18 protein-coding genes, 1 riboswitch and 1 other annotated feature are annotated in these 21,432 nt (G+C 37.4%); of the genes, 10 read left to right on the top strand and 8 right to left on the bottom strand.

Going from position 1 to position 21,432, the window contains the following annotated elements; genetic code table 11:
* The first annotated feature begins 3 nt into the window (after positions 1-3).
* The 6 genes from menH to ytkD all read left to right on the top strand — a co-directional run bounded on the left by menH (position 4) and on the right by ytkD (position 5,049).
* Complete coding sequence (menH, locus tag SPK86_RS14650) at positions 4-858, top strand: 2-succinyl-6-hydroxy-2,4-cyclohexadiene-1-carboxylate synthase (protein ID WP_330949714.1); 855 nt, start codon at positions 4-6, stop codon at positions 856-858.
* On the top strand, positions 833-1,651 hold the full coding sequence (gene menB / locus SPK86_RS14645) for a 1,4-dihydroxy-2-naphthoyl-CoA synthase (protein ID WP_284141475.1): 819 nt from the start codon (positions 833-835) through the stop codon (positions 1,649-1,651). The genes menH and menB overlap by 26 nt, the downstream gene beginning before the upstream one ends.
* A gap of 272 nt (positions 1,652-1,923) precedes the next feature.
* Complete coding sequence (locus SPK86_RS14640) at positions 1,924-3,402, top strand: o-succinylbenzoate--CoA ligase (RefSeq protein ID WP_330949713.1); 1,479 nt, start codon at positions 1,924-1,926, stop codon at positions 3,400-3,402.
* A gap of 118 nt (positions 3,403-3,520) precedes the next feature.
* The gene (locus SPK86_RS14635) at positions 3,521-3,841 is read left to right on the top strand and encodes a hydrolase (protein ID WP_284141477.1); all 321 of its coding nucleotides are present in this window, start codon (positions 3,521-3,523) and stop codon (positions 3,839-3,841) included.
* Between the two features lie 140 nt (positions 3,842-3,981).
* The gene (locus SPK86_RS14630; RefSeq protein ID WP_330949712.1) at positions 3,982-4,533 is read left to right on the top strand and encodes a hypothetical protein; all 552 of its coding nucleotides are present in this window, start codon (positions 3,982-3,984) and stop codon (positions 4,531-4,533) included.
* 45 nt (positions 4,534-4,578) lie between these two features.
* Positions 4,579-5,049: an RNA deprotection pyrophosphohydrolase gene (gene ytkD, locus SPK86_RS14625; protein ID WP_284141479.1), complete on the top strand. Its 471-nt coding sequence runs from the start codon at positions 4,579-4,581 to the stop codon at positions 5,047-5,049.
* A 412-nt stretch (positions 5,050-5,461) separates the two neighbouring features.
* Here ytkD and SPK86_RS14620 read toward each other — a convergent pair whose 3' ends face one another.
* From SPK86_RS14620 to pckA, 4 genes are all read right to left on the bottom strand, one after another.
* Positions 5,462-6,277 (bottom strand): ABC transporter permease, encoded by an 816-nt coding sequence (locus SPK86_RS14620; protein WP_284141480.1) that lies wholly within the window; start codon positions 6,275-6,277, stop codon positions 5,462-5,464.
* Between the two features lie 55 nt (positions 6,278-6,332).
* Entirely contained in the window at positions 6,333-7,115 is a 783-nt protein-coding gene (locus tag SPK86_RS14615) for an ABC transporter ATP-binding protein (RefSeq protein WP_330949711.1), read from the bottom strand.
* A gap of 13 nt (positions 7,116-7,128) precedes the next feature.
* On the bottom strand, positions 7,129-8,127 hold the full coding sequence (locus SPK86_RS14610; protein ID WP_330949710.1) for an ABC transporter substrate-binding protein: 999 nt from the start codon (positions 8,125-8,127) through the stop codon (positions 7,129-7,131).
* A 293-nt stretch (positions 8,128-8,420) separates the two neighbouring features.
* Positions 8,421-10,010, bottom strand: a complete 1,590-nt coding sequence (pckA, locus tag SPK86_RS14605) for a phosphoenolpyruvate carboxykinase (ATP) (protein ID WP_284141483.1) — start codon at positions 10,008-10,010, stop codon at positions 8,421-8,423.
* Between the two features lie 210 nt (positions 10,011-10,220).
* A riboswitch (SAM riboswitch) is annotated at positions 10,221-10,327 on the top strand.
* Positions 10,328-10,442: 115 nt separating this feature from the next.
* Here pckA and metK point away from each other — a divergent pair.
* Positions 10,443-11,636 carry a methionine adenosyltransferase gene (gene metK / locus SPK86_RS14600; RefSeq protein WP_284141484.1) on the top strand — a complete coding sequence of 398 codons (1,194 nt, stop codon included), beginning with the start codon at positions 10,443-10,445 and terminating at the stop codon, positions 11,634-11,636.
* Positions 11,637-11,850: 214 nt separating this feature from the next.
* On the opposite strand, the gene SPK86_RS14595 is transcribed toward metK, so the two are convergent.
* A complete protein-coding gene (locus tag SPK86_RS14595; RefSeq protein ID WP_284141485.1) occupies positions 11,851-12,387 on the bottom strand; it encodes a gamma carbonic anhydrase in 537 nt (178 codons plus the stop codon).
* A 118-nt stretch (positions 12,388-12,505) separates the two neighbouring features.
* Between SPK86_RS14595 and SPK86_RS14590 the strand changes: the two genes are divergently transcribed.
* Together SPK86_RS14590 and asnB are read left to right on the top strand one after the other, a co-directional pair.
* On the top strand, positions 12,506-13,573 hold the full coding sequence (locus SPK86_RS14590; protein ID WP_443089794.1) for a tetraprenyl-beta-curcumene synthase family protein: 1,068 nt from the start codon (positions 12,506-12,508) through the stop codon (positions 13,571-13,573).
* A gap of 231 nt (positions 13,574-13,804) precedes the next feature.
* Complete coding sequence (gene asnB / locus SPK86_RS14585; RefSeq protein ID WP_330949709.1) at positions 13,805-15,703, top strand: asparagine synthase (glutamine-hydrolyzing); 1,899 nt, start codon at positions 13,805-13,807, stop codon at positions 15,701-15,703.
* 45 nt (positions 15,704-15,748) lie between these two features.
* On the opposite strand, the gene SPK86_RS14580 is transcribed toward asnB, so the two are convergent.
* Together SPK86_RS14580 and SPK86_RS14575 are read right to left on the bottom strand one after the other, a co-directional pair.
* Entirely contained in the window at positions 15,749-16,606 is an 858-nt protein-coding gene (locus tag SPK86_RS14580; protein WP_330949708.1) for a C39 family peptidase, read from the bottom strand.
* 236 nt (positions 16,607-16,842) lie between these two features.
* Positions 16,843-17,406, bottom strand: a complete 564-nt coding sequence (locus SPK86_RS14575; protein ID WP_330949707.1) for a class I SAM-dependent methyltransferase — start codon at positions 17,404-17,406, stop codon at positions 16,843-16,845.
* A gap of 128 nt (positions 17,407-17,534) precedes the next feature.
* Positions 17,535-17,747 (top strand) — a binding site (T-box leader).
* Between the two features lie 46 nt (positions 17,748-17,793).
* Here SPK86_RS14575 and leuS point away from each other — a divergent pair.
* Entirely contained in the window at positions 17,794-20,205 is a 2,412-nt protein-coding gene (gene leuS / locus SPK86_RS14570; protein ID WP_330949706.1) for a leucine--tRNA ligase, read from the top strand.
* Positions 20,206-20,266: 61 nt separating this feature from the next.
* Here leuS and SPK86_RS14565 read toward each other — a convergent pair whose 3' ends face one another.
* Complete coding sequence (locus SPK86_RS14565) at positions 20,267-21,040, bottom strand: hypothetical protein (protein ID WP_330949705.1); 774 nt, start codon at positions 21,038-21,040, stop codon at positions 20,267-20,269.
* Positions 21,041-21,432: the final 392 nt, after the last annotated feature.

The raw sequence follows: 21,432 nt of genomic DNA, 5'->3' as shown, positions 1-21,432 counted from the left end.
AAGATGCAATTTGCCGTGAACGATACAATTTATTGGTATGATGTAAAAGGGAAAGGGGTTCCCATTGTTTTACTGCATGGTTTTACGGGAAGTAATGGAACATGGGAATCTTTTAAAGCGACGTATGCAGCCCAATATATGGTGATAACGATTGATCTCCCAGGCCATGGGAAAACAATTTCGAATACACCTAAAACAATGGAGGCATGCTGTCATGATCTCAATGAACTATTTTGTCATCTAAAGCTTTCCAAGATTCACCTTGTAGGCTATTCAATGGGAGGCCGAGCTGCATTATCCTTTGCAATGCTATATTCGGAGATGATCCAAACGCTTACTTTAGAAAGTGCTTCACCTGGTCTGCATACAGAAGAAGAAAGAAGCAAGCGAAAAGCACATGATGATCATCTTGCAGCACGAATACTCGAGGAAGGCTTAGAGAAATTTCTTCGATATTGGGAGCAGATCCCTTTATTTCATAGTCAAAGAAGACTGCCAGAACCGATTCAAGAGAAGCTGCATCAGGAACGTTTTGCTCAAGAAGAACGTGGTTTAGCAAACTCCTTGCGCTTTATGGGGACTGGCTGTCAGCCAAGCTGGTGGGAGGAATTAAAAGGCTTTACAAACGATGTCCTCCTGCTTGTAGGTGAACTTGATGAAAAGTTCATTGGTATTAATCAGGAAATGCATAAGTTGTTTCCAAATAGTAAGTTAACCATTGTTCCTGATGCTGGTCATGCGATTCATCTTGAACAACCTGATATTTTTGGTAAACTAGTAACAGACTTTATTTTGAAAAGTACATTACATAGGAATAATGAGGAGGAAAATGATGACTGTACAATGGGAGAAAGCTAGAGAATATGAAGAAATTATTTATGAAAAATATAATGGCGTTGCAAAAGTAACAATTAACCGTCCAGAAAAGCGCAATGCATTTACACCGTTAACCGTAAATGAAATGATTGATGCGTTTGCTGATGCGCGTGATGATTCATCTATTGGTGTTATTATATTAGCAGGTGCAGGAGATAAGGCATTTTGTTCTGGTGGCGACCAATCTGTTCGCGGTCATGGTGGCTATGTCGGTTCAGATCATATCCCACGATTAAACGTGCTTGATTTACAACGTCTCATTCGTACTATTCCAAAGCCAGTAATTGCAATGGTTTCAGGCTATGCTATTGGTGGTGGTCATGTGCTACATGTTGTATGTGATTTAACGATTGCTGCAGATAATGCGATTTTCGGGCAAACAGGACCTAAGGTAGGTAGCTTTGATGCAGGGTATGGTGCAGGCTTATTGGCTGAAATGGTCGGTCAAAAAAGAGCACGTGAAATTTGGTTTTTATGCCGTCAATATAATGCAGAAGAAGCATATGAAATGGGGATGGTTAATAAAGTAGTCCCATTGGACAAGCTTGAGGAAGAAACATTGCAATGGTGTTCTGAAATTCTAGAAAAATCACCAACAGCTTTACGATTCTTAAAGGCTTCCTTTAATGCTGCTACAGATGGTTTAGCAGGCTTACAGCAAATGGGTGGCGATGCAACCTTGCTTTATTATACAACCGATGAAGCGAAGGAAGGCCGTGATTCATTTAAGGAAAAAAGAAAGCCTGACTTTGGTCAATTCCCACGGTTCCCGTGATCCATTTTCTGTGTGGAACGGACTAAGTCTATGTAAAATGACATAGTTAATAAGTGGGCTAAGGATTGCTTTAGCTTGTATGAAATAGTCTGCGTTGATTTTTCGTAATCCAAGAATAGATATATCAAAGGCTGATCTCCTTTATGAAATACCCTCGATCGATAAATTGTCGACTTCGGGAGGTGTGCCATGAAATGGTAAGATCAGCCTTTGTCTTATTTTAACCATAAGATTTCTAATTCCGGAGATTGTGAAGGAAGGGAGTGATCTCGGTGGGTGAAAAAATGCCGCATTGGCTAACAAAACAAGCAGATCTTTCGCCAGACGAAGTTGCGATTGAGACGAAGGATGGGGATTCCTTAACTTTTTCTGAGTTAAAGATCAACAGTCAACGTTTTGCGCAACAGCTAGCTTCAATTGGTGTAGACAAAGGTACGCATGTTGGAATATTATCCTCTAATCACCAAACGATGATGATCGCGTTACATGCAATAAGTTATTTAGGAGCAGTTGCTGTACTGTTGAATACACGATTAACTAGGAGCGAATTACAGTATCAAGTAGACGACGGAGATGTGGCCATTGTGATTGCAGCCGATTCCTATTATGAGAAAGCATTGGAGCTTCAAGTGAAACGTGTGATTTCATATAGTGACATCGGACGTTTGTCGAAAAAGGTTGTTCATCTTCAAGAAGAGCTAGATTTAGATGATGTTTATACAATCATGTATACGTCGGGTACAACTGGTTTTCCGAAGGGAGTCATACATACATATGGAAACCATTGGTGGAGTGCAATTGGCTCCGCATTAAACCTAGGAGTCGATAAACACGACAAGTGGCTTACCGTTCTTCCAATGTTTCATGTTGGCGGACTATCTATTTTAATTCGCAGTGTGATTTACGGTATTCCGGTATATTTACTAGATAAATTTGATGTGCAAGAAGTACTAGAAGCGATTATACATAAAAAGGTTAGCATTGTTTCTGTAGTTACAGTTATGCTGCAGCAAATAGTAGCTAATATTGGAGAATATCGTTTCCCCGATACTTTTCGCTGTATGCTCCTTGGTGGCGGACCTGCGCCAACGGCATTATTGGAAAAAGCAAAAGCGCATCATATTCCAGTTTTTCAATCTTATGGTATGACTGAAACCTCTTCCCAAATTGTGACACTTGCCCCAAAAGACGCATTAGCGAAAATTGGCTCAGCAGGAAAATCGCTATTTCCGGCACAGCTTAAGGTAGTAACAGAGAAACCTGGACAAATTGGCGATATCTTTGTAAAAGGGCCAATGGTGACGAGCGGTTATTATAAAAAACCTACTGCAACAGAGAAGGCGATCAAAAACGGCTGGTTAGCAACAGGAGATTTAGGATACTTAGATAAAGATGGTTATCTTTACATTGCTGATCGACGGAAGGATTTAATTATTTCAGGTGGTGAAAACATTTATCCATCTGAGATTGAAAATATACTTTCTGAGCTAGCTGATATTCAGGAGGTTGGCGTTATTGGACAAGAGAACGAGCAATGGGGAGAAGTTCCTGTTGCATTTATTGTGCGGGAGAAAAAAGAAGTTACAAAGGAAAATATATATGCATTTGCTAATACACGACTTGCCCGCTATAAAGTCCCGAAAGAAATATTTTTCGTAGACGAATTACCTCGCAATGCATCGAATAAGTTGTTACGTTGGAAACTAAAGGAATTGCTAGAAGATCCAACAATTCATAATCACACAAAATAACCAGTGGTTTATTGAACCACTGGTTTTTTCGTATGAAAAATACTTTTTTAGATAATCCTTTTTAAATAGGATACATGCATCCTTGAAATTAAGCCACCTTAATAATAGGAGGTGCTGTATGGAGAAAAAGAAGTACTTTGTAAATGTTGGGAGCTATGAAATTTCACAAACGAAGTATCATAATAATCATGTGTTTGTTATATATGCGACAGATGAAGAAATTAAAGCGCTTCGAGGAAAAATGGATTCGATGGGAGAAGCGAACATGGGCACTTATTTTCGTGCCCATGTACCGATTATGGCTTACCATAACGACAAAGCGAACGATGTTTTTGATGAGGAGATAACGGAGGTTTACCGGATGCTTTATGCACTTGGAGATAAAACAACGAAAGAGCATGTAGAAAGTATGGGAATATTAGGGGATAAGCATATGTAAATCATTGATGGAATAAGATAGTGAATATCTTGTTCCTTTTTTCTTCTTATACAGGAGTCGATTACATTTTTTGAGTTTAAGGCGATTGCTATTAAGGGAATAGTAGAATTAACGAAGGGTAAAAGGGGTGAAAGGTGAAAATGAACAATAAAAAAGGGAAAATGCTTTTCATTGGATTAGGTGGTATGTTATTATTTTTACTTGTTATACAGCAACACGATGCAAATGCGACAGTTCACTCAGAAGCCGATAATACATTGGCTCTTGAACAAGAACAGCAATCAAAATCGAATGGACAAGCCGTTAAAAAATTAAGTGAAGAAGAGCTGTTTCAATTATCGGACCAGTTTATGAATACGCTTGTGCAGGAAAGCGATGACTATTACCGGGTGCTTGATGCACAAACGAAAGAAGACGTTATCCACAAATTCGCAGGCATTGCAACAGCGGAGGTAGCTTCTATCTATGTCGATTATTATTATCGAGAAGAGAATGGAGAACTTTATATCGTGCCGACAGAATTACCTCCATGGTTTCAAAAAGCTAATAACTATCGTATGGTACAATTAAATAATCATTCCGTTAAAGTCATACAAGAAAATCAGTCCGATTTAGACGGAAATTATCATATTGAAATGGAATTTACGTATGATGAAAAAACTTGGAAAATAAGTAATGTTACGTACAAGTGACGCTAGAATAGACGGATAAATAAACGAAATAGAGGAAGTTGAAACATGCATATTTTTAAGGACTATTATCAGAATGAAGTAAAGCTCTCTTTTGACGATGAGCCTTTTTCAAAGGATCCAAGACACGTATGGAGTATTTGCCAATATCGCAATCAATGGTTGCTAACGAAGCATCAAGAACGGGGGCTTGAGTTTCCTGGTGGAAAGGTAGAGAAGGATGAAACTGCTATTGAAGCTGCGATACGTGAAATAAAAGAAGAGACGGGCGGTGTTGTTAAGGAAATTGCTTATATTGGGCAGTATTTTGTTGCTGGTAAAGCTGGAGATGTTATCAAAAATGTATATTTTGCCCAAATAAGCAATTTAGTAGCACAACCGACGTATTTTGAAACGGCGGGACCAGTATTGCTTGATTCGCTTCCAAATAACATAAAATCTAATAAAGCATATAGCTTTATTATGAAGGATGATGTGCTTTCCAATTGCCTGGATTACATAATGAATAGAGAAGGATGAAGTAGAAAAGGGCTGGGTCAAAAAATTTATTATCCAAAATATCCGAACGAAATACATTAATTTAAAATCAATTAAATGAATTTATTGGTAGTTGAAAAGGGGGAGATTCCTTGAAAAAGAAATGTGCTTTTTTTGCGTGCGATATGTCATTGCCGAGGCATTCCTTGTCCAGTGGGAGCAGCAACAGGGGAACGCAGACAAACCGCTACGTCCTGTACGTTGAAGAACCCACACGGAAAAGCAGGCTTTCTTTTCCGTGTTAGTTGAGGCCGTGCCGCGGCAAAGAAAACACTGCGAAAGTCATTTTGAGCAGATGTCGCGCTTGTGGCTGTGGTGAAAGCGAACCTATTTTCAAACTAAAATTGTTTTGTTCAGATTTTGATACAAATGTCCTTTTTTTGTCTCATTCTCTTTATTGTCCGTCAATGGTATGTTTCATAAGCCAGCCTTCTAGTTTTTCTACGACTTTATACATGATGGCAGCAAAAATCGCAATAAGAATTAAACTAGCCATCACTAAGGTGAAATCAAAAACCTGGAAGCCGTATACGATTAGATAGCCAAGTCCTTTTTGAGAAACGAGAAATTCCCCAACAATCACTCCTACCCAAGAAAGGCCAACATTTACCTTTAACGTAGATATCATCACTGGCATTGTTGCAGGAAAAATAGCCTCCTTAAAGCATTGCCAACGAGTTGCCCCAAAGCTTTTTAATACCTTTTCATAGTTCGGATCCACTTCTTTAAAAGCAGAATATACAACAAGCGTTGTTATAATTACAGAAATTATTGCTCCCATGGCAATTATGGAAATATAACCTGGTCCAAGTGCAACGATTAAAATCGGGCCGAGCGCGACCTTTGGCATTGCATTTAAGATGACAATGTAGGGGTCCATTATTTTTGAGAAGCGAGTAGATGCCCAGAGCACACTTGCAAAGATAATACCAAGTACAGTTCCGATTATAAAGCCAAGAATAGTTTCCAGTAAAGTTGCTTGCATGTGCGTCAATATCGTACCTTCCGAAAACCGGCTAATAAGTAATGTCGTGATACTGGATGGCGAACTGAATAGTAATGGATCAATCCAATAAAATCGACTTGCAACCTCCCATATGCCGAAGAAGCTGATTAAGAGGATTAATTGCCAGATAAGAACGAATCGCTTTTCACGCTTTAGTTTTTCGAGATATGCTTTATATAATTGTTGGTCCAATTTCGTCTGCATTTTTATTCAACCTCCTTTAGCCATGTATCCACTTTGTATTAGGGATAATATAAAACTAACTTTTAGACATCGCTCCTTCATGTTTATTTAATTCCTGCCATACTTTGTCAAAAATAAGCTGATATTTAGGATGTCGTCTAACCATAAATGGCATTTCATTTCGAAGCTCAACAGGAACATCAAACACTTTTGCAATAACTCCAGGATTCGCATCCATGACAAGAATTCGATCACTCATTGCGATTGCTTCTCCAATATCGTGGGTAACGAGTAGTGCTGTTTTATGGTAGGTTTGTAAAAGCTGGAAAACTAAATCCTCTAGCTTGAGTTTTGTTTGGTAGTCGAGGGCAGAGAATGGCTCATCTAAAAGAAGTATTTTAGGATTTGTAATTAACGTTCGAACTAAGGCAACTCGTTGGCGCATACCACCTGACAAGGAAGCGGGGTAAGCATCAGCAATATTAGACAATCCCACTTCATGTAATAAGGAAGTCGCTTTTTCTTTTGTCTCCTTCGTTGCAGTTGCTTGAATATTTGGTCCAATAAGTACATTTTCTATGATGGTTTTCCATGGGAATAAATAATCCTGCTGCAGCATGTATCCGATTTGTGTTTTCGACCTATCCATTGGCTTGTTATGGAGTAGTACTTCTCCTTCTGTTTGCTTCATGATTCCTGCAATTATAGATAAAATGGTTGATTTGCCGCACCCGCTTGGTCCAAGTATAGAAATGAATTCGCCCTCTGCAATGGAGAAAGATATGTTGCTAAGTGCTTTTGTAAATCCCGTCTTCGTAAAATAATGGTGAGAAACATTACTTAAGGTAAGAAAAGACACTATATTGTCCTCCTTATTGTTCGTTAATAATTTTTTTGGCAATATCGGTATCCACCAATTTATCGTATGGTGTATTGGTAGGTAGTTCGTCAGCTTCCTGCATAATATCCTCTAGGTTTTTCCATTCTTCTTTTCCAAGAATTGGATCTGTTGCAAAGGATTGTTGATTTTTGTAGCGATCAATGGATGTGACAAGAATATCCTGCGCTGTATCTTCAAAATAAGGTTGAATGACCTGGGCAATTTCTTCAGCGGAGTGTTCATTGACCCATTGTTGCGCTTTATATACGGCTCTAGTGAATTTTTCAATCGTTTCTGGATCTTTTTTTAAGAAACTTTGTTTTGTCATATAAACCGTATAGGGAACCTTTCCGGATTCTTCTCCAAACGATGCAATTACATGTCCTTTGCCTTCTTTTTCAAATACACTTGCAGTTGGTTCAAATAATTGTACATACTCTGCGTCGCCTGATACAAAAGCGCCTGGGATATTTGCAAACTCGATATTTTGTAACAATTCTAAGTCAACTTGTGGATCAATTTGATGCTTTTTTAGCACGTATTCACCAACCATTTGTGGCATCCCACCCTTTCGTTGACCGAGAAAGATACTATCCTTTACGTTTTCCCATTGGAAATTTGGCTTTGGCGATTTAGCTACAAGAAATGTTCCATCTGTTTGTGTTAGCTGGGCAAAGTTTACTGCGTAGTCTTTTGGATTTTGTGCGTAGACATACATCGAGGTTTCAGAGCCAACTAATGCAATGTCTGCACCATCTGAGAGGAGGGCTGTCATTGTTTTATCTCCACCCCATGTCGTTTTCAGGTCAACGGTTAATCCTTCATCAGCAAAATAATCCTTCTCTAATGCTACATATTGAGGAGCATAAAATAAGGAGCGTGTAACTTCAGCTAATTTTATCGTGGTAGTTTCATTATTTTCGTTTCCGCATGCTGCAAGAATAAGTAAAAAGGTGCAGGACACTAACGCAATAAAGCTTGATAGTTTCATGCCTATCCGTCCTTTCGATTCATTTAATATGTGTTTCAAAACAGTTTATGCTATTGGGAAAAATGTGTGAATGCCTAGAAAGTGGCGGACTGCTTTATGAGTGAAGACAAAGAAAAAACCGATCTCATTCTGAAGATCGGTTAGGACTGGATTACCAGTCTGTTAGATAATGTCGTTAAACATTTTAGGCTTCATGCCTCATAGTATATAAAACCCTCTTGGGATGAGGTAACTTTTTTAAGCTGCATTCATGTCAGCTATTTGTACCACACAGCTGGCTCCCATTACGTATGTTACTGTGGCTTGAAAATCGGTCCAGCATTTCTAATTTGATCACTCGCATGGGTGAATTTTTCAAAGTTCTCATGGAACTTGAGCGCTAATTCCTGTGCTGCTTTATCGTAAGCATTTTTATCACTCCAGGTTAGCCTTGGAATGAGCACTTCATCTGGAACACCTGGTACATGCATCGGAATTTCTAAACCAAAAATACCATCTTGAACTGTTTCAACCGTATTTAGTTCTCCTTCTAATGCAGCGTGTACCATAGCGCGTGTGTATGATAGCTTCATTCGACTACCAACTCCATACGACCCTCCGGTCCACCCTGTATTTACTAAAAATACATTTGAGTTGTGCTGATCAATTTTTTCACCGAGCATTTCAGCATAGGTGGATGGTGCAAGTGGTAGGAATGGTGATCCAAAGCAAGCAGAGAATGTTGCTTCTGGATCAGTTACACCACGTTCTGTTCCAGCAAGCTTACTCGTATATCCACTTAAAAAGTGATACATTGCTTGTTCTTTCGTAAGCTTACTAATCGGAGGTAATGTTCCAGATGCATCAGCTGTCAGAAAGATAATTGTATTTGGATGCCCAGCTATACTTGGTGTTATGATATTACTGATGTTTTCTAATGGATATGCTGCACGCGTATTTTCCGTTAAAGAAGTATTATCATAGTCAGCAAAACGTGTTTCCTCGTCAATGAAAACATTCTCCAAAACGGACCCAAAACGGATTGCTTCGAAAATCTGTGGTTCCTTTTCAGCGGAAAGGTTGATACATTTCGCATAGCAACCACCTTCAATATTAAATACTCCATTCGGACTCCATGCATGCTCATCATCGCCAATTAAACGACGATAAGGATCAGCAGATAAAGTTGTTTTTCCAGTTCCTGATAATCCAAAAAATAAGGCAACATCACCTTCTTGACCGACATTTGCCGAGCAGTGCATGGATAAAATATCCCGCTGTGGTAATAAATAATTCATAACAGAAAAAATTGATTTTTTAATTTCACCAGCATATTCTGTTCCACCAATTAAAATAATTCGTTCCTTAAAGGAAACAAGGACAAATGCCTCAGAATTTGTGCCATCTATATTAGGATCTGCTTTAAAGGTTGGTGCAGAAATTACAGTGAATTGTGGATTATGAGTACGCAGTTCCTCTTCTGTTGGACGTATAAATAGTTGCTTTGCAAAAAGGTTATGCCAGGCATATTCATTAATTACTTGAATTGGTAAACGATAGTTTATATCAGCACCTGCAAACCCGTTAAAACGAAATATTTCTTCTTTTTGTGAAAGGTAAGCAACTACTTTATCTAAAAGCTTATCAAAGACTTTTTGATCGATTCCTTTATTAACAAGTCCCCAATCAACTTGTTTCTCACTCACATCGTCGCGTACGATAAATTTATCTTTTGGTGATCTTCCAGTATATTTTCCAGTTGTTGCTCGAACTGCACCAGTTTCTGTTAAAATGCCTTCTTTACGACCTAGAATTTTTTCCACAAGCGTTGATACGGATAAGTTATCCTGTAGATTATCGTGTGCAAGCAATTTGTTCACAAAAGAATGTTCCACTATGTTCATAATTTTATTTACCTGCCTTTATCGATTTTGTGTAATATTATTTATCTTTTCTAATCTGCTATTAGTATAACACATTTAATCTATTAGTCCATACTAATAAAAAATAAAAATATTAGAAATAATAAATGCATATCGATTGAGACGTTCATTTAGGCTGAATAAGTTGACATGCTTAGCTAATTCCGTTAAGCTAAATTTCGAGCGGATACTCTCTTATTCAGAGTCGGTGGAGGGACAGACCCTATGAAGCCCGGCAACCAACACGTATGTGTAAAGGTGCTAACCTGATGCAAGGATTTTTCCTTGAACAATAAGAGCGAAAGGCCACACCCCTTTCCTCAATTAAGAAGGAAAGGCTTTTTTTGTTTTTCAGGATAGATATCAAACAAAATTGGAGTACCGTACCATATATTAAAGGGAGGATTTAGCCATATGGCTAAAAATCGTCGTTTATTTACTTCAGAATCGGTAACAGAAGGGCATCCAGACAAGATTTGTGATCAAATTTCCGATGCGATTTTAGATGAAATTGTAAGAAAGGATCCACATGCCCGTGTTGCTTGTGAAACAACTGTAACTACTGGTCTAGTGCTAGTTGCGGGAGAGATAACTACAAATACATATGTAGATATTCCAGCAATCGTTAGACGAACTATTAAAGAGATTGGCTATACGCGTGCTAAATTTGGTTTTGATGCAGAGACCTGTGCTGTATTGACAGCAATTGATGAACAATCTCCAGATATTGCCGGCGGAGTAAATATCGCGTTGGAAGCACGTCAAGGAAAAATGACGGAAGAAGACATTGACGCGATAGGTGCCGGTGATCAAGGGCTCATGTTTGGATTTGCATGTGATGAAACAGAGGAATTAATGCCTTTACCAATTGCGCTTGCACATAAACTGGCGAAACGTTTAGCGGATGTAAGGAAAGAAGAAATTGTCGATTATCTGCGACCTGATGGAAAAACACAGGTTACGATTGAGTATGATGAACATGATCAACCTGTTCGTGTAGATACCATTGTTATCTCCACACAGCATCACCAGGATGTATCATTAGAGAAAATTGAACATGATATAATTGAACAGGTTATTCGTCCAGTAGTGCCTGAAGAATTGTTAGATGCAGATACGAAATATTTTATTAATCCAACTGGTCGTTTCGTTATTGGAGGACCACAAGGTGATGCAGGTTTAACAGGTAGAAAGATTATCGTTGATACGTATGGTGGCTATGCACGTCATGGTGGTGGTGCATTTAGTGGAAAAGATGCAACAAAGGTCGATCGTTCTGCAGCATATGCTGCTCGTTATGTAGCAAAAAACATTGTTGCAGCAGGATTAGCTAAGTCCTGTGAGGTTCAGCTTGCTTATGCAATCGGTGTTGCAGAACCAGTATCGATTGCAATTAATACGTTTGATGCTGGGCTTGTAGACGAAGAAAAGCTGGTTAATGCGGTTCGTAATGTGTTCGACTTACGTCCAGCTGGCATTATCCGGATGCTTGATTTACAAAAGCCTATTTTTCAACAAACAGCAGCTTATGGGCATTTTGGTAGGACGGATGTTTTGTTCCCATGGGAGAAAACAGATAAAGTTGAAGCATTAAAAGCATTGGTTTAATCTCAATGGCTAGAGCAATCCTATTATATAGGAAAAGTCAGATTGTTCATCTTTCGATGGACTGTCTGACTTTTTTAATGAGATAAGATCATGCTGTTTTGGCTTGCTCTTTTGTTGACTTGCATTACTGGTGACTACTTTTATCACGTGCATAAGAATGATAACTGTTCTAGCTTCTCTTTGTGTGCTTTCATACAGACTTCCGTAGAAGTTTCTAATCTTCAACTTGCTGTGCTAAATCAGTGTGATATAGATAGTAATTGCCTTTTTCAACGTAAGATTGCTTGACTCGCTCCATCTCTTTATAATCATCTTCTGTTAACGGACGAATAACCTTCGCAGGTCTTCCAAAGGCCATCGTATGCGGTGGGATTTTTTTACCTGGTGGGACAAGACTTCCAGCTCCGATAAAGGCATTTTCTCCAATCTCTGCTCCATCTAATATAATTGAACCCATCCCAATTAACGCGTTTTTACGAATAATTGCGGAATGAAGTGTTACTTGATGTCCAATTGTAACATCATCTTCAACGATAACAGGGAGGTTTGGACTTTGGTGTACCATGGATAGATCTTGAATGCTTACTCTTTTTCCAATCTGAGTAGGGGATACATCGCCTCGAATTACCGTATTAAACCATATACTTGTTTCCTCGTCTATGGTTACATCACCAATTATTGTTGCATTATGAGCAACGAACACGGATTGATGAATCCTTGGTTGTTTATTTTTGTATGGATGAATCATCATCTATTCCTCCTTCTTATCTAAAAGCTGATTAGGATTTTTTGATTTGGTAACGGTAATAATAACTATGGTATTATGTAGTATAGCAAAAATGATGGGTGAATGAACGGAGGAAGCTACATTGGTAGTAAAAACACCGACAAAGGCTTTAAAAATGATGAATCAAGTTTATAGAACGCTTTTCCCAGTCGTAAATCATGAACTAGCAATTTGGCGTAAGCGCGCACAACAAATCCCAAATAAAGAACTTCGTTTGCAAGCATTAGCAAGCTTGAATACGAAACGATTTCATTGTCAGGGGGGAGCAGTGTACGCATTATTAGCAGGTGAAAATTGGCGGCAATCAATCCAGTTTATTGTAGCATACCAAACAATAAGTGATTACCTTGATAATTTATGTGATCGAAGTACTTCATTAGATCCACGCGATTTTCGTTTGTTACATGAAGCGTCAAAAGACGCATTAATGCCGGAGAATTCAGTGCGAAATTATTATGCATATAGAAAAGATCAAGATGATGGCGGATATCTAGCCTCCCTTGTACAAACTTGTCAACAAGTATTAGAAAATAAAGCACATTATTTATTCTGTCGAGATGAGCTTATCCAGCTGCAAGCATTATATGCTGATCTTCAAGTTTATAAGCATGTAAATATAGAAGAGCGGATACCGCTTCTCGTTATGTGGTATAAAAAACAACAAAATAAAATTAATGACTCATTAAGCTGGTATGAGTTTGCAGCTGCAACTGGTTCTACGCTGGGTATATTTTGTCTTGTAGCTTATTCATTAGGAATGCAACTAACACCGACATTAGCTAATCAAATTTATAGGAGCTATTTTCCTTTTGTGCAAGGCTTGCATATCTTGCTTGATTATTACATTGATCAACATGAGGATGAAGAAGAGGCTGATTTGAATTTTTGTAGCTTTTATGATGATATAGATCATTTGCATGAGAGACTAGTCTATTTTGTTGGACAGGCTAAAAAACATATCCAACAGCTACCAGATAACACCTTTCACTCGATGATAATCGATGGTTTAGTTGGTCTTTATTTAAGTGACCCCAAGGTGGAAGCTATTGAAGGGTCACCTAAAATGCGCAAATTATTAATTAAGAAAGCAGGACGAAGGGCGAGATTTTTCCATTGGAATACAAAAGCATACTATAAATGGATTGGATAAATATTCGACTAAGTCAGATGTTTGTAATAAACCTAATTGTAACTTTGAAAAGATGGTGGAATGCCTACTCGCAAATAAAGAGGTGTTTAATGGTTTCAATTAGGATATAAAGTAATAAAAATAAAAAGTTATTTTGAAGTTTTGTACAAGCTTCTAGTATGGTATGATAATATAGAGTTTTTAGCAGTATAAAACTTATGATACTTTATTTATGAGAGAAGGTAGACAACGATGTGTGGTTTCATTGGTATGATATTTAATAACCCAATCGAAAGAACAGAATCAGAAATGGAACTATTTAAAAAGCAAAATAATTTAATCACTCATAGAGGACCAGATGATGAGGGATATTACTTTGATCCATATATTTCGTTCGGATTTCGTCGGTTGAGTATTATTGATATAGAAAGTGGTTCACAACCTTTAAGCTATAATGATGGACAGATTCAGCTCGTTTTTAATGGTGAAATTTATAATTATCTAGAACTTAGAGAAGAATTGATGGAAGAAGGCTATGCATTTCAAACTGATTCAGATACAGAAGTTATTGCAGCGCTTTTTGCTAAACATAAAGAAGAGGCTTTTCAATATTTAAGAGGTATGTTCTCAATACTTATTTGGGACAAAGAGACAGAGCAATTATATGGAGCACGTGATTCATTTGGTATTAAACCATTGTTCTATTATGAAAATTCTTTTGGAACAGCTTTTGCATCTGAGAAGAAAAGCATTACCTTAATGATGGAGAATGAAGAAGTAGATAAAGATGCATTACATCATTATTTAAGCTTTCAATATGTACCAGAACCAATGACCATGACTACTGGTATCAAAAAAGTAGAACCAGGGCATTATTTTATAAAAAAACCTGGACAACCTATTCAACTCACACGTTATTGGCACGCTACTTTCCAACCGGTGATACGTGAAAAACAAGATTGGATTAAAAGAATACAAGATGTGATGTATGATTCAGTTAATGTGCATATGCGCAGTGATGTTCCAGTAGGTTCCTTTTTATCTGGAGGTATTGATTCTACATTAATCGTTTCGATTGCTAAACAATTTAATCCGTCTATTAAAACTTTTTCGGTTGGCTTTGAGCAGGATGGATTTTCTGAAATAGATGTGGCCAAACAGACAGCGGAGAAACTCGGGGTAGAAAATATTTCCTACTTAATTTCGCCTGAAGAATATATTGAAAATTTACCAAAAATTATGTGGCATATGGATGATCCATTAGCAGATCCATCTTGTGTACCGCTTTATTTTGTTTCTCGAGAAGCAAGAAAGCATGTGACTGTAGTGTTATCTGGAGAAGGCTCTGATGAATTATTTGGGGGCTATAATATTTATCGTGAGTCAGAATCCTTAAAGGTGTTCGAAAAAGTCCCTTCATCAGTGAAAGGCATGTTAGCTAAAGTAGCGGCAGTTATACCTGAAGGAGTAAAAGGGAAAAGCTTTTTAGAACGTGGTACAACACCGTTAAGCGAGCGCTATATTGGTAATGCAAAGATGTTTGAAGAGGCGGAAAAGCAGAAGCTACTCAAATCCTATAATCACCAATTATCGTATCAGCAAATTACACGCCCATTATTTGAACATGTGCAAGACTATCCGTATGTTAATCAAATGCAATATGTTGATATTCATACGTGGATGCGTGGCGATATCTTACTAAAGGCGGACCGAGTTACAATGGCAAATTCGTTGGAATTAAGAGTGCCTTTCTTGGATAAAGAAGTATTTCGAGTCGCAAGCGAAATTCCAGTTGATATGAAAATTGCCAACGGTACAACAAAGCATATTTTACGTGAAGCATCCCATGGTATAATACCAGACCATGTACTCGATCGTAAAAAGCTCGGTTTCCCTGTGCCAATTCGTCATTGGCTTAAAAATGAATTGAATGGTTGGGCAAAACAATTAATTCATGAAAGTGAAACCGATTATGTATTGGATAAGAGCTATGTATTAAACCTGTTAGAATCCCACTGTCAAGGAAAGGGAGATTACAGCAGAAAAATCTGGACCGTTCTCATGTTTATGCTATGGCACCAGAATTTTGTCGAAAAGAAGTTTGATGTGTCAAAGGTAACTGAAAAGGAATCAGATTTAATATATAGTTAAGCAGTTGAATTATATAGTAAGCACAAAAAAAACAGGCGACCACAGTTAATCGGTAATTGTGATCGCCTGTTTTCCCATTTGAACCCAAGCTGCTTTAAATTCTTCTATTGGAGCTTTGTCAACATAATTTAATGGATCATTAAAATAAATGTATTTTTCATCATAGCCAGTAATTAGAACGGAATGTTGCTTCATTGTAATATTAATTTTTCCATCCTTCGTATTCCAAGTAGTAAACTGGCTTTTAGGAAGTTTATTGTAGGTTGCATTAATAATTACCCATACAGGTCGTTGGTAATTTAATTGATCAATTACTTCGTTAAAATCCTTCCCGGTAAAGTCTAGTACACGGTTTCCTACATATTGTTTAGCTAAATCGGCAATCGGTTTATGATAAACACCCATCCCTGGTTTGCTAAATGAATACATATCTCCTACAAACCCATTATAAGGATTACCGAAATAGATTTCTCCATTCTTGGTCGTATATGGTGTCGGATCTTTCGTTACTTTTTCAGCTAATTCGAGTTTGTCTACCTGAATGTTATGATGCTTTAATAGCATAGATAAGCTTGTAACTTCGCAACCTCTAGGTAATTCAGGAAGCTGTTGATCCTTTGGAGCGTCTATTTTTATCCCATTTTGAATCGTATGTTTTGATATTTTCATTTCTTCTGGAGTATATTGATTATTTTTAGTAACGGCAATCGATTCTTCAATAATCTGTTTGATGGCATCTTTATGTTCAACGAGAAAAAGGGACGGAATAGCAAGTGCAGTCAATAAAAATATCGATCCGTATATTACAAAAGAATTTCTAACCCATGCTACTTTTGGTTTGGAACTGATATAAAAGAATAGAATGGCGAGTATAATACAAATACTAAGTAAAATAAAATTCATTATTTCCCTTCTCCTTAATTACTGTGATGCTAACCAATTGTTATTATCAACCCTAGCAACACATACACATAGTAAATCAGTGGCTAAGATTGCAATCGTGTTATAAGTTTTGAGGTGTCTATATTATATATCGGCTATTTCTCATAAAAATTCAATCCTTTATTAGGATATGTTACATTTTTTTGTTTTGTACTTCTTTTCTATATTTATTACATCGTATGTATTTCATCCTATAATTAAGGTCTTTTTTCAATTGCAATAATAAAAGGTGGATTATTGCTTTGATTAATATATCCATATTGCAAAACATGGAACGACTTTTGACTTAATTGTGTTACATATTTTAATAATGCATCCTTTTCTTCTTTTCCGCCTTCGTGCCCATGGTAGACGACTAAAACAATTAAACCATTTATTTTCAGATGCTGTAAGATGGCATTAACAGCGGAAATGGTTGAGGTAGCGTTCGTTATAATCGTTTTATCACTTTTAGGTAAATATCCGAGGTTAAAGATAGCACCGCCTATTACGTCATGTGAAGATAGATGTAAACCAATATTCTCATGGCTATCATGAATAAGCATTACATTGTTTTTTCTGTTTTCTTCTATTAATTTTCTAGTTGCTTGTATTGCTTGTTCCTGAAGATCAAACGCTAACACCTTTCCATTTTCTCCTACGATATTACTTAAAAAGAGTGTATCATTACCATTGCCACAAGTAGCATCGACTACGAGCTCTTCTTTTTTTACGCTTTCTTTGATTAATTGATGCGAAAAATCTAATATTGTCTTTAGCATTTGTAGGCTCCTTACATATTAATGAGATAAGTGTAGCATAATTTAATGTATTACACGCTTTCTTTCCCTTCTTCCACTGATTCAACCTTGACAAAACAGTATGCTTTCATTACAATTCAATATAATAATTAAAAACGAAGCGAAGGAATAGTAGTAAATGGATATAGGTTAAGAGAGGCAGTGGCTGGTGAAAACTGTCCCATATCGTTTATGAACTCGCCTTCAAGTTGCTATAGTGAACTAGAGTAGCTTTAGCCGTTTGTCCGCGTTAAGGATATACAAGCGAACGCTTTTGCGTTAATTTGGGTGGTACCGCGGGAATTACAGCTCTCGTCCCTTCTATGGGATGAGGGCTTTTTATATTTTAACTAATAGGAGGATGCAGTAATGAGCTTTGATCATAAGCAAATTGAAAAAAAGTGGCAACAATACTGGGATGAAAATAAAACGTTTAAAACAGATACGTATTCAACGAAGGATAAGTTTTATGCGCTTGATATGTTTCCGTACCCTTCTGGTGCAGGATTACACGTGGGACATCCGGTAAGCTATACAGCTACGGATATTCTTTCTCGTATGAAGCGAATGCAAGGCTATGAAGTGCTACACCCGATGGGATGGGATTCCTTTGGTTTACCAGCAGAGCAATATGCGATTGATACCGGTAATAGCCCTGCAGAATTTACGCTCAGTAACATCGCAACCTTTAAACGACAATTAAAGGAAATTGGATTTTCGTATGACTGGGATCGCGAATTAAGTACAATGGATCCACAGTATTATAAGTGGACACAATGGATCTTCACGAAGCTTTATGAAAAAGGGCTTGCCTATATTGACGAAGTTCCTGTTAATTGGTGCCCAGCACTTGGTACAGTACTTGCAAACGAAGAAGTAATTGATGGAAAAAGTGAACGGGGCGGTCACCCTGTAATTCGTAAGCCGATGAAGCAGTGGATTCTTAAAATTACAGAATATGCAGATCGGTTATTAGAGGATCTTGATGAGCTTGACTGGCCAGAAAATTTAAAGGATATGCAAAGGAATTGGATTGGTCGTTCAGAAGGAGCAGATGTAACATTTCAGGTTGATGGAATAAATGAAGCATTTACTGTTTTCACAACAAGACCTGACACATTATTCGGAGCAACCTATGCAGTTTTAGCTCCTGAGCATCCGTTAGTGAAAAAAATCGTGTCAAACGAACAACAAGAAGCGGTTGAGCAGTATATACAAGACATTCAATCGAAATCTGATTTAGAACGAACAGAGCTTTCCAAGGAAAAAACCGGGGTGTTCACTGGTGCGTATGCAATTAATCCGGCTAGCTTAGAAAAGATGCCGATTTGGGTTGCGGATTATGTCCTTATGTCATACGGATCAGGGGCAATTATGGCTGTGCCAGCACATGATGAACGAGATTACGAGTTTGCAGTGAAATTTGAGCTGCCAATTGTTGAAGTTGTAGCTGGTGGTGATGTTCTGAAGGAAGCGTATACTGGTGATGGTGAACATGTTAATTCAGACTTTTTAAATGGTCTACCTCAGACAGAAGCTATTACTAAAATGATTGATTGGCTTGAAGATAAAGGCATAGGAACGAAAAAGGTTAGCTACCGTCTACGTGATTGGTTGTTTTCTAGACAGCGCTATTGGGGTGAGCCGATTCCAGTTATTCATTGGGAGGATGGCTCCATGACCACGGTTCCAGAAGAACAGTTACCATTAGAACTGCCTGTGATGACAGAAATCAAGCCATCTGGTACGGGAGAATCGCCACTTGCAAATAGCGATTGGGTAAATGTTGTCGATCCTAAGACTGGAATGAAGGGTCGAAGAGAAACAAACACGATGCCACAATGGGCAGGAAGCTGCTGGTACTTTTTGCGTTTTATTGATCCAGATAACAAGGAACAATTAGCTGATCCAGAAGCTTTAAAAGAATGGTTGCCAATTGATATATATATTGGCGGAGCAGAGCATGCAGTTCTTCACCTTCTATATGCACGCTTTTGGCATAAGTTTTTATATGATATCGGTGTTGTTCCTACGAAGGAACCATTCATGAAATTGTTTAATCAAGGGATGATTTTAGGAGAAGGCAACGAAAAAATGAGTAAATCAAAGGGCAACGTTGTTAATCCAGATGATATCATTGAATCACATGGCGCAGATACACTACGCTTATATGAAATGTTTATGGGACCACTTGACGCATCAGTTGCTTGGTCAACAAACGGCTTAGATGGAGCAAGACGATTTTTAGATCGTATTTGGCGTCTTTTCGTTAATGAAGATGGATCTCTTTCTGAAAAAATAGTTGATGCGCAAGATAGCACGATGGAAAAGGTTTATCACGAAACAGTAAAAAAGGTAACGGAAGATTATCAAAATCTACACTTCAATACAGGTATATCGCAGTTAATGGTCTTCATTAATGAAGGTTATAAGTCGAGTAAGCTACCAAAGCATTTTGTTGAAGGATTTGTAAAGCTATTGTCGCCAATAGCACCACATATTGCGGAGGAGCTATGGAGCCGTTTAGGTCATACTAGTTCGATAACCTATGAACAATGGCCAACATATGATTCTTCAAAGTTAGTTGAGGATGAAGTAGAAGTAGTCATTCAGGTTATGGGAAAGGTACGCTCGAAGATGCACGTTGCGAAAGATATTTCAAAGGAAGCATTAGAGAAGAAAGCGCTCGAAGATGAAACAATTCAAGAGTGGTTAGATGGCAAGACAATTCGTAAAGTGATTGTTGTGCCTGGAAAACTTGTTAATATTGTAGCGAATTAATTGAGAACGAGCCTCTAGTTTGGGGGCTCGTTTTTATATTGTATCGTAATAGTGATGTAAACTATTTGGAGGGAAGCCACTCTGTTTTGAGGTTTATCCATTTATTATTGTCATAGTACCAAATTGTTTCGATGGTACCTAATTGATCTGCATGGTAAGCACCACTTACTTGTTGATAGCTTTTTAGTCCATATCCTTTTTCTTTATTAATGAAAATCGGCTCGTAAAAGGCAATTGGATCAAACATTAAATTTTGTTTTTTTAATAGCTTTCCTTTCTTATTATATAGGCCAAGGCGAATGTATTCATCCGCACGATTTTTAGCGTTAATTAAGAATGGCTCTTTTTGAGGAAATAAAGATAACTTCAATGAAAAATTATCTTGAAATTCGCCTGATACATATGCGAGCTTTGGTAAAGGGATTTCGGTTAAAGTATTTGCGGCCAATGTATGCAGCTTTGATTGGTATATACCACCACTTCCACCGGTGGCACTTTGAAAAAAAATATCCGCAATTCGATCATGATTAAGATCTATAAACGTTAAGGTTGGGTCATAGCCACCATCGTAAGTAATTGTCCAATGATTATTGTCTTTAGTCTGAATAGTTGTGTTTATAGTTTGATAATATTTACTTTCAGGAGAAAATAAACTTCCTTTTAATTGAATTCTTTCTTTTAATCCGTTTCCTGTCACATCTTCCTGATACGTTTGTAAAATCTGCATGTTGTTCTTTTCTCTTTTTTGTGCGTTAGAAATTGCTGCAGAATGAATAAAAACCCATGAAAGTATAAGGGTAGAACAGAAAATGACGATTGTTAATCTTCTATGCATAAACTACCTCCCCCTTCTTATAAAATGTATTCTGTACTAATTTTGAAATACTATTCGGTGAAAGAAGGAACAAAGGGAGTTTTGATGGAATAAATTGCTAAGTATACGTTGTTGACTTTTATCTAATAGGGGAGTAATATAAATTTTGTTGCAAAAATGCAGCCGATAAAAAAACTACTTTAAACCATCTTTTGGAAATGTGTCTTATATTGACAAAGACGTTATGAAAATGCTATAATTTTCTTTATTAAGACAATAATCTTTGTAAATATTTTTTAAAAAGATGTTGACTTACTCAAGATGAAGTAGTAACATATAAGAGTTGCTAAAAAACAACTTTTTGCTCTTTGAAAACTGAACAAAACGACCAGTATGTCAAGAAAAACGGACCT

Origin of the sequence: Virgibacillus sp. MG-45 (assembly GCF_036409425.1) — a bacterium.
GTDB lineage: Bacteria > Bacillota > Bacilli > Bacillales > Amphibacillaceae > LDC-1.
This window is presented reverse-complemented; position numbering and strand designations above follow the sequence as displayed.

Coding starts and splice junctions, on each gene's coding strand:
- SPK86_RS14610 (WP_330949710.1), bottom strand. CDS start 8,127: ATGAAACTATCAAGCTTTATTGCGTTAGTGTCCTGCACCTTTTTACTT.
- menH (WP_330949714.1), top strand. CDS start 4: ATGCAATTTGCCGTGAACGATACAATTTATTGGTATGATGTAAAAGGG.
- asnB (WP_330949709.1), top strand. CDS start 13,805: ATGTGTGGTTTCATTGGTATGATATTTAATAACCCAATCGAAAGAACA.
- SPK86_RS14575 (WP_330949707.1), bottom strand. CDS start 17,406: ATGCTAAAGACAATATTAGATTTTTCGCATCAATTAATCAAAGAAAGC.
- SPK86_RS14620 (WP_284141480.1), bottom strand. CDS start 6,277: ATGCAGACGAAATTGGACCAACAATTATATAAAGCATATCTCGAAAAA.
- pckA (WP_284141483.1), bottom strand. CDS start 10,010: ATGAACATAGTGGAACATTCTTTTGTGAACAAATTGCTTGCACACGAT.
- leuS (WP_330949706.1), top strand. CDS start 17,794: ATGAGCTTTGATCATAAGCAAATTGAAAAAAAGTGGCAACAATACTGG.
- SPK86_RS14635 (WP_284141477.1), top strand. CDS start 3,521: ATGGAGAAAAAGAAGTACTTTGTAAATGTTGGGAGCTATGAAATTTCA.
- SPK86_RS14580 (WP_330949708.1), bottom strand. CDS start 16,606: ATGAATTTTATTTTACTTAGTATTTGTATTATACTCGCCATTCTATTC.
- ytkD (WP_284141479.1), top strand. CDS start 4,579: ATGCATATTTTTAAGGACTATTATCAGAATGAAGTAAAGCTCTCTTTT.
- SPK86_RS14595 (WP_284141485.1), bottom strand. CDS start 12,387: ATGATGATTCATCCATACAAAAATAAACAACCAAGGATTCATCAATCC.
- menB (WP_284141475.1), top strand. CDS start 833: ATGACTGTACAATGGGAGAAAGCTAGAGAATATGAAGAAATTATTTAT.
- SPK86_RS14630 (WP_330949712.1), top strand. CDS start 3,982: ATGAACAATAAAAAAGGGAAAATGCTTTTCATTGGATTAGGTGGTATG.
- metK (WP_284141484.1), top strand. CDS start 10,443: ATGGCTAAAAATCGTCGTTTATTTACTTCAGAATCGGTAACAGAAGGG.
- SPK86_RS14565 (WP_330949705.1), bottom strand. CDS start 21,040: ATGCATAGAAGATTAACAATCGTCATTTTCTGTTCTACCCTTATACTT.